Raw genomic sequence first — 13143 nt, 5'->3', positions numbered from 1 at the left:
CCCGGGAGGGGGGGGGGGGGGGCCGGCGGGGGGCGTGCGGGAGGGGGGGAGGACCGCCGAGAATCAGCGTCTCGATCCTCGCTCGACCCTCATCCGCCCGCTTTCGCGGGCACCCTCTCCCGGGACGGGAGAGGGGTTCAAGAGCAGACGTCATCACCTCTGTTAATCGCGTCGCACGGGTGGCGGTGTGCCGCCGGGACGGGTATAGTGCGGGGGCTTGTTCGCCTCATGTTTTTCAGGACCCCACCGCCTTGGACCAGACCTCCGCTCCCACCCCCCAGTCCGCCACCATCGCCGAACGCGTGGCCAAGACCGGCATCGACGAGGCGATGATCGAGGCCCTCGTCCGTACCTTCTATGGCAAGATCCGCGACGACGCCCTGCTCGGCCCGGTTTTCGGCGCGGCGATCACCGACTGGGAGCCGCATCTTCTGAAGATGATCGACTTCTGGTCCTCGGTCGCCCTGCTGACCCACCGCTACGACGGACGCCCCCTCCCCGCCCATGTCCGTTTCGACATCGGGCCGGTGCATTTCGAGCGCTGGCTGGAGCTGTTCCGCGAGACGACGGCCGAGGTCTGCACGCCCGAGGCCGCCGCCTTCTTCGAGGACCGCGCGGCCAACATCGGGCGCAGCATCCAGATGGGGGTGGATTTCTTCCGCAAGCAGGCCGCCGCCGACGCTGGCGCCGGGACCGGCGCCTGATCAGGCGCCCCGCACCGGCTTGCCCTTCACGCCCCAGCTCTCCGTGAAGTCGCGCACGCCGGGGATGGTCATCATATGGGCGTCCTTGACGTAGACGAACTGCTTGGGACCGAGTTCGTACTCCGTCATGGTGATGCCCTTGGCCCGGCAGCGCTTCTGCTCCTCCGCCCCGATGCGGCGGTCGGACACCACCATGTCGGGATGCTCCAGCCCCACCCCGGCGCAGAAGCTGCGGAAGCCGCTGTTGGTGCCCTCGGCGACGAGGCGCGGCTGTGTGTCGGGCGTGCTGTTGAAGCGGCTGGCCGCGCTGCTGACCGCACCCCGCATGGACGGGCTGCCGACGATCCAGACCCCGCGCTCCTCGGGCGGCGGCTTCGGCACGGTCGGGGGCGGCAGGGTGGCGGTCTGCTGCGGCGGCGGGAATCCCGGAAACTGGCAGCCGGCCAGCGCCGCCGCGACGGCGACCATGGCAAGGCCTTTCGACAGGGATGGCACTTTGTTGTCTCCTCCATAAGCCTCGCACGGTGCGGCGCCGCAGGCGCCGCTGGTGGTAGCAACGCTCAAGCCGGCCCGATGGCTCCAAGATGACGAGCCAGCACGGCTTCGAGAAGGCGGGGGGTCACCGGCTTGTGCATCAGGCCAAGACCGTGCTTGGCGGCGTCGCGCTGCGGTTCCGGCCCGATCTCACCGGTCACGATGAGACCCGGCACGTCGGCGCCGAACAGGTCGCGGATGCGCAGGATGGCCTCGGTGCCGACCCGGCCCTGGCGCAGCCGGTAATCGGCCAGCACGATGTCGGGCCGCCTCCCGCCCCCGCGCAAGCGCTCCAGCGCTTCGCCGGTGCTCCCGGCGGTCAGCACCTCGAACCCCCATTCGCCGAGCATCACCGCCAGCCCCATCAGAACGATGGCGTCGTCCTCCACGACCACGGCCAGCCGCCCACCCCCGGTCGCCGTCATGGCATCGGCCCGCGCCATCCGGGCGGCGGGCGGCGGGGGACGCGGCGCATCGTGGCGGACCAGCGGCACGCTGATCGAGAAGATCGAGCCGCGCTCCGGACGCGACACCAGATCCACCGGATGGTCGAGCAGCCGCGACAGCCGGCGCACGATGGCGAGCCCCAGGCCGAGTCCCTGGTCGCGGTCGCGCTCGGGGTTGCCGATCTGGTGGAACTCCTCGAAGATGCGCTCCCGCTGGTCGGGCGGAATGCCCAGGCCGGTGTCGTGCACCTCGACGCACAGGCGCTTGCCCTGGGGCCGGCAATCGACCATGACGCGGCCGCGGTCGGTGTAGCGGATGGCATTGTCGACCAGATTGCGCAGCATCCGTCCCAGCAGGACGCGGTCGCTGCGCACCGTCCCCGTGAAGGGAACGACCCGCCAGTCCAGCCCCTTGGCTTCGGCCAGCGGGGCATAGGCGGCGGACAGCGGGCCGAGCAGGTCGGCGACCGGAAATTCCTCGATCTGAGGCGCCACCACCCCGGCGTCGAGGCGCGACACGTCGAGCAGGCTGTCCAACAGATCCTTCAGCGTGTCCAGCCCCTGCTGAAGCCGGTCCAGTGCCCGCTGCCCGGCCTCGCCGGTGACATGGGAGCCCAGCGCGCCGGCGAACAGCAGGATCGATTGCATGGGCTGGCGCAGGTCGTGGCTGGCTGCCGCCAGGAAGCGGCCCTTCGAGCGATCCGCCTCCTCCGCCGCCTGCTGGGCGCGCCGGATGTCGTGGATGTCCACCGCGGTGCCGATCCAGGAGACGATGGCGCCCCTTTCCCGCACCGGCACCACGCGGCACTGGTGCCAACGCCATGCCCCATCCGCGCGCCGCATCCGGATGTTGCTCTGATAGGGCGAGCCCGCGGCGATCGACCGCGTCCTCAGCTCCAGATAGGCGGGGCGGTCGTCCGGATGGAACCCCTGCCAGGCGGACATTGTGTCCGGATCCTGGCCGGTGTAGGCGCGCAGCTCCTCATTGTAGTATTCGGGAGTGCCGTCCGGCCGGTTGATCCACATGAGCAGCGGCGTGTTGTCCACCAGCGTGCGGAACCGTGCCTCGCTCGACCGCAGCGCCTCCTCCGCGCGCTTGCGGGCGGTGATGTCGCGGGCCACGCCGACGACGCCGATGGCCGCACCCCAGGCGTCGCGCAGGGGCATCACGCTGATCATCAGGACGCGTTTGCCCTCCTCCGTCGGGAAGGGCAACTCCTCCTCCACCGTTTCCTCTCGCCCGGTGGCGATCACCCGTCCGCACAGGTCGTCAAGCCTTGCGGCCTCCTCCGGCGGGAACAGATCCTCGTCGGTCAGGCCCGCCACCTCCTCCCGCATCCGTCCCAACAGGCGCGCGGTCGCGGAGTTGACCAGAGTGAAGCGGCGCTCGCGGTCCTTGGCGAAGATCGGGTCGGTGACGCTCTCCAGAAGGCTTTCCAGCAGGGCGTTCTTGTCCCGAAGCAGCGCCTCCGCCGCCTGGGCGGCGCGGTGGGCGGCCTGGGATTCCATCTCATGCATGGCGAGGCGGGCAAACTCCTCCAGGTCCCGCTCGTCCTCCGCGCTGAACTCCGGATGGGGCTTGTGATCGAGCACGGAGAAGGTTCCGATGCGCAACCCATCCGGCGCGATCAGCGGCGCCCCGGCGTAGAAACGCAGGTGCGGCGGCCCGGCCACCAGCTCATGGTCGGCGAAGCGCTTATCTTCCCGTGTGTCGCGTACGACCAGAACCGCATCGCCGAGGATGGTTTGGGCGCAGAAGGACAGCCGGCGCTCAAGGACCATCGTATCCAGCCCATAGCCGGCCTTGGACCATTGCCGCGTCTCGTCCACCAGATTGACCATCACGATGGGCATGCGGAAATGGCGGGCGCCCAGCCGGGTCAGCCGGTCGAAGGACGCCTCCGGCGGCGGGTCCAGCACGCCATAGCTCTTGAGCCGGTCGAGCCGGGCGCGCTCATCCGATGGCCATGGCGGCTCGATGCTGCTCAACGTCACCCCTTACGAACAAGACGCGGTTAAGACGCTGAAGGTCGGGCGCAGACGCCCCTGAACCATGATGTGGGCAGGGCCAAGGCTTATGGAAAGACGCGGAACCGCTTTCCCTTCCGCCTCCCTCCGGTCTGCGGCACAATTGCTTTGAATGCAAACACTTTGAGTCCGGGCAAAGAGCCACCCGCGACCCCACATGACCAGAAGCCGTTCCCCGTCCCCATCCGGAGCACAGCATGAAGGACAGCAGGCCGAACCACGAATCCGCCGCCTACCGCATTGCCTTCGAGGACCGTGATTTCCTGTTGAGCGAGCCGATGCGCGGGGTGCGCTTCATGCTCGAATACGCCAAGCCAGAATCCGAGCTGAAGGCCTGGGGCATCCGCTCCACCATCGTGGTCTACGGCAGCGCGCGGGTCCCCTCGCCCGAACGGGCGGAGCAGCTTCTCCGCGACGCGCGTACGCCGGAGGAGCGGCAACTGGCCGAACGGCGGGCCAAGCAGGCGGCCTGGTACGAGGAGGCGCGGACCTTCGGCCGCATCGTGTCGGAGCGCGGCGGCGCCCTGGCGCCCACCGAGGACGGGCAGCGCGACAACGTGATCGCCACCGGAGGCGGCCCCGGCCTGATGGAGGCCGCCAACCGCGGCGCGCAGGAGGCCGGGGCGCCGAGCATCGGCTTCAACATCAGCCTGCCTCAGGAGCCGCACCCCAACCCCTACAGCACGCCGGAGCTGACCTTCCGCTTCCATTATTTCGCCATCCGGAAAATGCATCTGGCAATGCGCGCCAACGGTCTGGCGATCTTCCCCGGCGGCTTCGGCACCTTCGACGAGGCCTTCGAAATCCTGAACCTGCGCAACACCAACAAGGCGTCCCGCCTGCCCATCGTCTTCGTCGGGCGCGACTATTGGAACGAGGTGGTGAACTTCCGGGCGCTGGCCGACCACGGGATGATCAGCGCCGGGGACCTCGACCTGTTCGACATCGCCGATACGGCGGAGGAGGCATGGGATTGCATGACCCGGCTCGGTCTCAAGCGCGGCAATCCGCCGCTCGGCCCCGCCGGCACCGGCATGTCCGCCGCCGACGAGGAGACCTGGCTCAGCCGGGCGGCGGGCTGTCGGCGGCAGCCGGTGCAGTCGGGGCGGGAGCGTTCAGCGCCAACCGCCCGACGCCCGGGATCTTGACCGCGAGATCGAAGGGATCGACCCCGAAGGTCATGCCCAGCAGGTTGACCTCGAACCCCTCCTCCTTGGCCAGGAGCAGACCGGCGAGGCCGAACAGGCTGACCTGCCAGCCAGTGCCGCTCGGTGCCCGCGCGATCAGGCCGGTGCCCAGATAGTCCTTGCCCAGCGCCGTGGAGGGCAGGTCGAGCCGCAGGTCCGGCACCGCCCGCCCCACCCAGGCGGCGAAGGTGTTGCTGTTCGGACCGGGCCAGATGCGGTATTCCCCGGCGTAGGGGTAGCTCCGGGCGGCCTCGGCGATCTTGGGGATGGCCGCCTCGGCGGCGGGGCCGCGCAACTCGGCCAGCACGGCGGGGGCGGGGCCGAACCAGCCCCCGTCCGGATCGCGGTTGCTGACCGCCACCGCCGGCAGGCCGCGGTAGACCCGCCAGCCGATCACCTCATAAACGGTGTAGGCCGACGCCCCCGCCGGCTTCACCGCGAACCATGGGTGCGTGCCGAAGGCGCCGCGCCAGGACAGGGCGCGGGCGGCGTAGACCTGCACCACCGCCTCCGGCGTCGTGGCGGGATCGGGGGCGAGGCCGACGGACCTGCGGTCCGCCCGGCTCCAGTCCACGCCCAGCGTCGCCGTTCCCGACGCGATCACGAAGGCCGGACCGGCCAGCAGCAGGACCAGCGTCATCAAAATCACCAGGATGGTGGCCGCCATTCTTTTCTGCACCGCTCCCTCTCGCCTGATGGGCCGTTTCCCAGATAGGCTGTCATCGCCCTGCCCGCCACCGATGTTGTACGTTGAGGACCATCCGGATGGTTCACCGAAGGAGCGTTCCAATGCCCGCCACCGACCTGAACGACCTCATGGACCGCATCACCCGGCAGGCGCCGACCCGCGCCGCGACGATGGAGGTCGCCCGCGCGCTCGGCTGGACCACGGGACCGAGCCGCAAGGGGTGGAAGGTGGTCCAGCCCACCGGCTATGTCGGCGGCATGGTCATCCCGCCCAGCGCCGACACCGCCGCCGCGGAGGCATGGTTCGATCCCGAGGGGACGGAGCGCGGTCTCGCCGGTCCCAACGCCGAGTTTCCGCCCTACCTGACCAGCCTGGACACCGCCCTGTCCGCCGTCCCCGCGGCGGAGCGCTCGGCCACGCTGCGGGGCGCGTTGGACCGCCACCGGGCATGGCAGGAGGAAACGGGGCGGGACGACGCGGCGCTCGGTCGCCTGCCGGCCTTCGTCATCGCGGCGTGGCTGTCGGTTAAGCCGGTGGCGTGAGGAACGTCACTCCGCGGCACCGCTCTCCTTGCCGGAACCGTTCATGGCCTGGGCGGCGGCAAAGCCGATGATCCGGTTGGCCGCCTCCGGATCGTCCACCCGCACCACCACGCCGCGCCCGACCAGATGGATTCCGTGGTCCTGGAAGGCGCGGATCAGACGATGGTAGGCCTCGCGCCGGATGACGAACTGCTCGTTGGGCTTGGTGATGAACTTGACGCCGATGATCGCCGCGTCGTCCTCCACCCGCCGCACGCCCTGGGACTTCAGCGGCTCGATGAAGCTCGGCCCCATCTCCGGGTCGGCGGACAGCTCCTTGCCGACCTCTTTCACCAGCTTCTTGACCAGCCCCATGTCGGTTTCCGGCGGAACGCGGAATTCCAGGCGCATCAGCGCCCAGTCGCGGCTGTAATTGGTCAGCGCCTTGATCTGGCCGAAGGGCAGCGTGTGCACCGCGCCGCGGTGATGGCGCAGCTTCAGCGAGCGCAGGGAGATGCCCTCCACCGTGCCGCGCAGTTGCCCGACCTCCACGTAGTCGCCCATGTGGAACGCGTCCTCCAGCAGGAAGAAGACGCCGGCCAGGATGTCGGCGATGGTCGATTGCGCGCCCAACCCGATGGCGATGCCGACCACCCCCGCCCCGGCCAGCAGCGGTCCGATCTCGATGCCCAACGAGGACAGGGCGATCATGACCACAATGACGACCAGAACAACCTGAAGGAACTTCCGCAGCAGCGGCAGAAGGGTCGCCAATCGCTGGCCACGCGACGACACCCCGTCATGCCGGGCCTCCTCCAGCGTCCGGTCAATCGCCCGCACGACCATCGTCCAGGCAACGTAGCCCAGCAGCAGCACCACCGTCACGTTGAACAGCAGCCGCAGGGCGATGCCGGTCGCCCCGCTGGCCTTCTCCACCCGGAATCCCCAGATGGCCGCCGTGGCGAAGATTCCGACGACGAACAGGGCCGACCACAACGCCCGCATCACCCGCGCCACCGCCGCCTTCCCGGCCTCCGTCTCCTCCCCCCGGTAGAAGCGGGCGAGCGGGCGCTGGGCCATCAGCGCGATGGCCGGCACGGCCAGCGCCACCAGCAGGCTGGCGAGCATCCGCGGCCCCGTCGCCGGCTCCAGCCGCACCGCCGCCGCCGCGACGACCAACCACAAGGCGACGAGATAGACCGATGCCGCCACCGCCCACAATCCCAGCGTAGGGTGGTCCTTCACCTCGACGCCCAATGGGCGGGCGATGGCCCGCGCCACCGGAGCACGCCCGCGCCACACGCGGTACAGCAGATAGAGGAAGGGCACGGTGCTCAGCGGCAAGCCGATGGCGACGATGGCATTCCCACCGACCCCCAGCGCCAGCAGAAGATCGATCAGTCCGAGCACCGTCGCGGCCAACGTCACGGTGATCACGCCCGTGCGGTGCAGCGCGCGCGCGTCGGCGTCCTCCAGGGGGATCAGGCGCAGCCTGGGGCGCCTCGGCGCGCACAGGAAGCGGATCAGGCGGTCGGTCAGCAGAACGGTCAGCGCCGCCTGGAGCACCGCCAGAAGGACGGCTGGGGCCGCTGGATGCGGCGGTCGCACGATCGCATAGACGATCAGCACCCCGAACGCGAAAGCACCCACCGGCACCAGCCCCAGCACGAAGCGCAGCGCGCCCGTCAGCAGTGGCGCCCCATCGTCCAATTCCAGCTTGCCGATCGGCCCCGCCGGGACCCGGCGTGTCAGCAGCAACGCCGCCGTCCCCGCCGCGAAGAGGATCAACAGGCCGCGCAGCAGGCGCAACGGGTGCACCGCCGCCTCCCGCCCGTTGGGGCGGGCGAATGCATCCGACAGGATGGTGGGAAGCTGTGGATAGGTGGCGGCGACCGCCTCCAGACGCTCGGCATACACCTCCAGCGCCGTCGCCGGTCCCCCGGCCCCAGGTGCATGGGCATCGGGCGTCTGCGCCACGGCCGATGCGAACGGCGAGGCTGCAAACAGCAGGGCGGCAAGCAGGGCAAGGGCCGGCCACCGGGCCAACGTGCGGCGCTTCCCCAAATACTCGTTCATAGGGGCCATTCTGCGGGGCCATCCTGCCGGAAAGCGATGGAGCGGTGCCCATCGGGCGGAAACGTCCGCGCCGATTGAGCCCGCGCCGACTGCGTGGACCGAAGACGCGAAACGCTCGCCTGCCCCTCGATCAGGAAGCCAGTACGTTACCGTTGCCTAGCGGACGGCCCTGCGGCGGAACGCGCACTGTGATCCTGACTTTGGACCACCCCGAAGCACCCGAAGCATGGGAACGGAGCACGGGAATGGCCGGAGGCCGCCGCCCGCCAACGGGTGAGGCGTATGTTACCGTAACACTCAGGTTCGTGACCTGCCGTCACATGCGGGCATCATCAATCGTTCCTAAAATGCCCGGATTCACCAACGGTCATAAGGAGTCGCCGCATGCGCCTGTTATCCATCCCGTCCTTTGTCTTAGGAGTCCACACCGCCGCGCTGATCGCGACGCTGACCGTTGCCGCTCCGGCGCAGGCACAGTTCGGCCTTTTCCTCGGCGGACGCGGCGGGGTGGATCTCACGGACGAGGATTGGGACCTGTTCCGCAAGGCACTCGGCGACGCCCTGACCCCCATGGAGGAGGGACGGCGCACCGAATGGAACAACCCGAAGACCGGGGTACGCGGCGATGTCATCGTGCAGAAGGTTCATGAGCGCGACGGCGTGCCCTGCGGGGACGTTCAGGCCAATTTCATCCGGCGGACCGTCCAGCCCTACAGGCTGACCTTCTGCAAGATGGCCAACGGACAATGGGCCATCGCGCCCTGATGGGCGCCGAGGCCAGCGCGCCCTGATGGGCGCCGAGGCCAGCGCGCCCTGATGGGCGCCGAGGCCAGAGCGCCCTGACGGGTATGCTTCCGCGTTAGAATCCGGTTTCGCGGATCAGCACGGCCAGCGCGGTGCGCCAGAAGCGATCGGCAAGACTGCGCGCCTCGCCATCCACGCGGGCCACGCCGCGCATCTGGTGGGCGGGTCCCGCCTGCGCCCGGTCCAGCGGCGCCAGGGTCACCCGGTAGACGGCCTCCACCGGCTTCAGGTTGGAGCGCGCGGCCTCGGCGTTCGTCCGCCCCATCGACGGTCCGGTCTGGCTCTCGACCGCGATCGGACCGCCATGGATCGAGGCCAAGGCGGGAACATCCAGTCCCTTCACGCCGACCCGGTCGACCGCCGTCACCCGCGCCGCCATGCGGGGGCGTAGCGGGTCGTCGGCGTGGAACACCGCATCGGCCCCCACCATGACACGGGTGAGGTCGTTCTCGGCCACATAGCCGACCAGTTCACCACCGCCGTCGGCCACGATCTGTCCCAGCGCCAGCGATGGACCTACCCAGCGCCCGGGGCGCAGCGCGTCGGCGATATCGACCACCGTTCCGGCGATGGGCGCACGGATCTCCAGCCGGGCGAGGCTGTCCAACAGACCCTGCCGGTCAGCCAACCCTGCGGCCAAATCCTCCTCCATCACGCGCACCCGGTCCAGCCCGTCGCGGGCGGCCAGCATGCGGTCGATGCGGTCCTGGGCCAGAGCGATGCGCAGTTCCGACTGCTGCAGCTTGTTGGTCAGTTCCGGCGCTTCCAGGCGGAACAGAAGGTCGCCCGCCGCCACGCGCCGGCCGGGCTGGACCAGTACCTCCGCGATGCGCGACGGGACCGGGGCGAACAGGGTCGAGAAGCCCTCCGCCCGCCACACCGACGGCACGGCGATGGTCCCGGTGACCGGCACGAAAGCCAACCAGACCAGCGCGGCCAGGCCGCCCAGGGTCATCAGCAGGTTCCGGTTGGGCCGCAGGCTGCCCCGCCGCTCCCACCATTCCTTCGCCTCGTTGACCAGCGGGCGCAGGATGAACCAGCCGACTTCCACTGCGAACAGCACGATGCCCAGCACCTTGATGAAGACGTGATAGACCAGCCCCGCGATACCGATGAACAGCACCAGCCGGTACACCCAGGTGGCGAAGGCGTAAGCCAGCATCACCCGGTGCAGCCACGGATCGAACCGCTCCGGCACCTCGTCGCCCAGGCCGAACAGCCATTCCCGCAGCCGCCAGCGGGCCAGCGCGAAGGCCCGGTCCTGAAGGTTCGGCACATCCAGCGCGTCGGCCAGCAGGTAATAGCCGTCGAAGCGCATGAAAGGGCTGAGGTTGATCGTCAGGGTGGTCACCCAGCTCACCGTCGCCACGAAGAAGGCGGCGCTGCGCAGCGGCCCGTCGGGCAGGAAGCTCCAGGCCAGCGTGGCGAAGGCGGCCAGCGCCAGTTCCGTCAGCATGCCCGCCGCCGCGATGTGCAGCCGGGCGCGGCGGGATACGAGACGCCACGCGTCGCTGGTGTCGGTGTAGAGCACCGGCCACATCACCAGGAAGGCCACCCCCATGGTCGGCACCCGGCAGCCGAAGCGTTTCGCCGTGTAGGCATGCCCCAGCTCGTGCAGCGTCTTCGTCGCCAGCAGGGTCACGCCGTAGAGCGCCATGCCTTCCAGCGAGAAGAAATGCAGGAAGGTGTGCGCGAAGCTGTCCCACTGGCGCATCGCCAGAATGAGGCCCAGAACCCCCGCGCCGATCACCGTCCACAGCCAAGCGCGGCTGTAGAAGGGCGCGACGTAGCGCACCGTGGCGTTCAGGAAGGCGTCTGGCCGGACCAGCGGGATGCGGAAAAACAGGTAATTGTGCAGCAGCCACATCCACCAGGACGTGCGCCGTGCCGCCGTCTGCTTCGCCAGGAAATCGACGTCGGCGCCCTGGGTCAGGTTGCTGCCGGCCAGAAACCTGTAGAGGCCGACGACGTCCTCCGCCTCCGGCTCCAGGACCGTTTCGGCGGCCACCGCGGCGGCGATGGCGCGGGGCGACCCGTGATGCCAGCGGGCGATCACCTCGAAGGCACCATGGCCGATGCGGAAGTAGCGGTTGCGCACCGGATCGTGGATCGTCCAGCAGGGCGACCCGTCCACCGCCGGCGGGGCCGGCAGCAGCTGAAGCTCCTCGCGCAACGGCGGCAGCCGCACGCTGTCCAGCGGGTCCACCGGCGTGACCGCCGCCGTCCCCGCCGCCGTCCCCGTCGTCATGCCGATGGCGGCGGCGCCCATGGCTCAGAGCCCCACGGTCTGGCGCAGCGCCGCCAGCGGCCGGCGGAACAGGTAGAAGGCCAGCGGCACCCGTTCCCCCTGGATCTTGGCGGTGCCGCGCAACCCGATGCGCGGCGTCGGCTGGTCCGGCGCCAGATCGGCGCGGACGCGGTAGGCCAGGACGCCGCCCGGAGTCAGCCCCGGCTCATAACTGGCGTGCGAAACGGTTGCGCGCAGCGGACGCAGGGGATCGACGTTCAGATAAAGACTGACCTCCGCCCCCTCCTGCAGCACGATCGCGTCGTTGACCGGCACATGCACATCCACCTCCGCGGCCTGCGGATCGGCCAGCGTCAGGATGCGCTCGCCCACGGCAACCGGCTTGCCCAGCCAGTCGTTGGCGTCCGTGAAGACGGCGATGCCGGTCCGTTCCGCCTTCACGGTGACGCGGTCCATCAGGTCACGGGCGAAATCCATCTCCGCCCGGCGCAGTTCCACCTGTGTCTTCAACTGGGCGATGCGCGCCTTGCTCTGCGGGTCGGCGAAGGCCCCCTGGGAGGCGGTCAGCAGTTCCGCCTCCGCCGAGGCCAGCGCCTTGCGCGCCACCTCCAGGCGGCTTTTCAAAACGGTCGCTTCGAACGTGAACAGTGGTTGGCCGGTGCTGACCGGCTCGTTCGGCTGCACGTGGAAACGTTCGATCACGCCTTCCAACGGCGCGCTGACGATCAGCGAGTCGCGCGGTGCGACTTCCGCCGGCGCCAGCGTCGATTGCGGCACGGGGATCGCCAGAACCGCGGCCAGAAGCGCCACCCCTCCCAGCGCCCATATCCCCTTGCGCGCCCGCACGCCGGAACGGCGTCCCGCCCGTGTCAGCGCCCACCAAGCGTGTCCGTAGCCGCCGGACAGCTGCGCGAGCAGCACCTTCTCGCCATCCGTCCAGGCGTCGTCGCGGGCGAGCCACAACACCGCCTCAACGGTGCCGTCAAGCCCCTGCAAGGGCACCCACAACGCCTGCGCCGGTCCCCACTGTCCCCAGTCGCGGGCCAGCGCGGGCGGCACTTCCGTGGCGGCGATGCCGTGCAGGATGCGCGCCTCCGCCCCCGCGGCGATGGCCGAGGCCGCGGCCTCCAGCCAGCGGGTAAAGGGGGCGTCGCGTTCCGGAACGGCGACGTTGGACACGGCTTCCAGCCGCGCCTTGCCCGACGGTGCGATGGTCAGGAAGACCGCCTGCTGGTAGGCAATCATCCGCCGCGTCTGGTTCACGATGAGGAAACGCAGCGCCTCCGGATTCTGGGCCTGCCGGGCCTCCTGCTGCAGGTTCAGGAGAAGCAGGAGGCCGTTCAGCGGGTTGGCCGCTTCCATCCGGACGGATTTGACGTCATCGGGCACCTTTGGCCTCCTCTGGAGGGGCGAAGCGGGCGGTTCCGCTCATGCCGGCAACGAGGTTCGAAACATTGCCCTGCTTGTCGGCCAGCAGCTTGCCCGTCACCTTCAGCGACTGGCTGACCGGGTCGACGCGGGCGCCGATCAGGGCCACCTCGCCGTCCAGAACCTCGCCCGTCTCGTCGATGCGCAGGTCGAACCGCTGCCCAGGCTGCAGCCAGACCAGCCAGGAGGACGGGACGATCAGTTCCACCCGCAGATCGCGGTCGGACAACACCTCGAGCAGGGCCGTGCCGGCGGGGACCGACTCATGCTCGCGAATCCGCTGCTCCACCACCTTGCCGTCGAAGGGCGCCTTCACGTCGCAGCGGCGGACCTCGATCTCCGCCTTGCGCCGGGCGGCGCGGGCGGCCTCGGCCCTGACCTCGGCCATCCCGACCCCCGCCCCGCCAGTGGGCTTCACCTGCCCCAGCCGGGGACTCTTGCCCACCGTGAACGTCGCGGCGCGCAGAGTGGGGCGGGCG

Annotated in this window: 11 protein-coding genes; 4 read left to right on the top strand and 7 right to left on the bottom strand. The window is 69.8% G+C overall.

Going from position 1 to position 13143, the window contains the following annotated elements; all coding sequences use genetic code 11:
• Window positions 1–251 precede the first annotated feature (251 nt).
• Window positions 252–704 carry a group III truncated hemoglobin gene (locus GBZ26_RS19185; RefSeq protein ID WP_211104845.1) on the top strand — a complete coding sequence of 151 codons (453 nt, stop codon included), beginning with the start codon at window positions 252–254 and terminating at the stop codon, window positions 702–704.
• Here the strand turns inward: GBZ26_RS19185 and GBZ26_RS19180 are convergent, their stop codons facing one another.
• Window positions 705–1199, bottom strand: coding sequence for a substrate-binding domain-containing protein (locus GBZ26_RS19180; RefSeq protein WP_343207296.1), 495 nt, complete (start codon window positions 1197–1199; stop codon window positions 705–707).
• A 65-nt stretch (window positions 1200–1264) separates the two neighbouring features.
• Complete coding sequence (locus GBZ26_RS19175) at window positions 1265–3679, bottom strand: PAS domain S-box protein (protein WP_174440214.1); 2415 nt, start codon at window positions 3677–3679, stop codon at window positions 1265–1267.
• 230 nt (window positions 3680–3909) lie between these two features.
• On the opposite strand from GBZ26_RS19175, the gene GBZ26_RS19170 reads away from it, so the two are divergent.
• Window positions 3910–4860, top strand: coding sequence for an LOG family protein (locus GBZ26_RS19170; RefSeq protein ID WP_247884847.1), 951 nt, complete (start codon window positions 3910–3912; stop codon window positions 4858–4860).
• On the opposite strand, the gene GBZ26_RS19165 is transcribed toward GBZ26_RS19170, so the two are convergent.
• The gene (locus GBZ26_RS19165) at window positions 4775–5566 is read right to left on the bottom strand and encodes a DUF3750 domain-containing protein (protein ID WP_174440213.1); all 792 of its coding nucleotides are present in this window, start codon (window positions 5564–5566) and stop codon (window positions 4775–4777) included. The genes GBZ26_RS19170 and GBZ26_RS19165 overlap by 86 nt on opposite strands.
• 122 nt (window positions 5567–5688) lie before the next feature.
• Here GBZ26_RS19165 and GBZ26_RS19160 point away from each other — a divergent pair, with 122 nt between their 5' ends.
• The gene (locus GBZ26_RS19160; RefSeq protein WP_174440212.1) at window positions 5689–6129 is read left to right on the top strand and encodes a hypothetical protein; all 441 of its coding nucleotides are present in this window, start codon (window positions 5689–5691) and stop codon (window positions 6127–6129) included.
• A 6-nt stretch (window positions 6130–6135) separates the two neighbouring features.
• Here GBZ26_RS19160 and GBZ26_RS19155 read toward each other — a convergent pair whose 3' ends face one another.
• On the bottom strand, window positions 6136–8184 hold the full coding sequence (locus GBZ26_RS19155) for a mechanosensitive ion channel family protein (RefSeq protein ID WP_174440211.1): 2049 nt from the start codon (window positions 8182–8184) through the stop codon (window positions 6136–6138).
• Window positions 8185–8568: 384 nt separating this feature from the next.
• Between GBZ26_RS19155 and GBZ26_RS19150 the strand changes: the two genes are divergently transcribed.
• A complete protein-coding gene (locus GBZ26_RS19150; RefSeq protein WP_174440210.1) occupies window positions 8569–8949 on the top strand; it encodes an RT0821/Lpp0805 family surface protein in 381 nt (126 codons plus the stop codon).
• Window positions 8950–9043: 94 nt separating this feature from the next.
• Here the strand turns inward: GBZ26_RS19150 and GBZ26_RS19145 are convergent, their stop codons facing one another.
• The 3 genes from GBZ26_RS19145 to GBZ26_RS19135 all read right to left on the bottom strand — a co-directional run.
• On the bottom strand, window positions 9044–11257 hold the full coding sequence (locus GBZ26_RS19145) for an efflux RND transporter periplasmic adaptor subunit (protein ID WP_174440209.1): 2214 nt from the start codon (window positions 11255–11257) through the stop codon (window positions 9044–9046).
• Between the two features lie 3 nt (window positions 11258–11260).
• A complete protein-coding gene (locus GBZ26_RS19140; RefSeq protein ID WP_343207297.1) occupies window positions 11261–12625 on the bottom strand; it encodes an efflux RND transporter periplasmic adaptor subunit in 1365 nt (454 codons plus the stop codon).
• The coding region (locus GBZ26_RS19135; protein WP_174440208.1) for an efflux RND transporter periplasmic adaptor subunit at window positions 12615–13143 on the bottom strand (529 nt) is incomplete at its 5' end. The genes GBZ26_RS19135 and GBZ26_RS19140, both read right to left, overlap by 11 nt.

This window comes from Azospirillum formosense (assembly GCF_013340925.1).
Lineage (GTDB): Bacteria > Pseudomonadota > Alphaproteobacteria > Azospirillales > Azospirillaceae > Azospirillum > Azospirillum formosense.
Note: the sequence above shows the minus strand (reverse complement) of the source record. Positions and strands in the feature narration are given on the sequence as shown.

Excerpts from the sequence above, each read along its gene's own strand:
- GBZ26_RS19165 (WP_174440213.1), bottom strand. The coding sequence starts at position 5,566 with ATGGCGGCCACCATCCTGGTGATTTTGATGACGCTGGTCCTGCTGCTG.
- GBZ26_RS19145 (WP_174440209.1), bottom strand. The coding sequence starts at position 11,257 with ATGGGCGCCGCCGCCATCGGCATGACGACGGGGACGGCGGCGGGGACG.
- GBZ26_RS19155 (WP_174440211.1), bottom strand. The coding sequence starts at position 8,184 with ATGAACGAGTATTTGGGGAAGCGCCGCACGTTGGCCCGGTGGCCGGCC.
- GBZ26_RS19160 (WP_174440212.1), top strand. The coding sequence starts at position 5,689 with ATGCCCGCCACCGACCTGAACGACCTCATGGACCGCATCACCCGGCAG.
- GBZ26_RS19170 (WP_247884847.1), top strand. The coding sequence starts at position 3,910 with ATGAAGGACAGCAGGCCGAACCACGAATCCGCCGCCTACCGCATTGCC.
- GBZ26_RS19150 (WP_174440210.1), top strand. The coding sequence starts at position 8,569 with ATGCGCCTGTTATCCATCCCGTCCTTTGTCTTAGGAGTCCACACCGCC.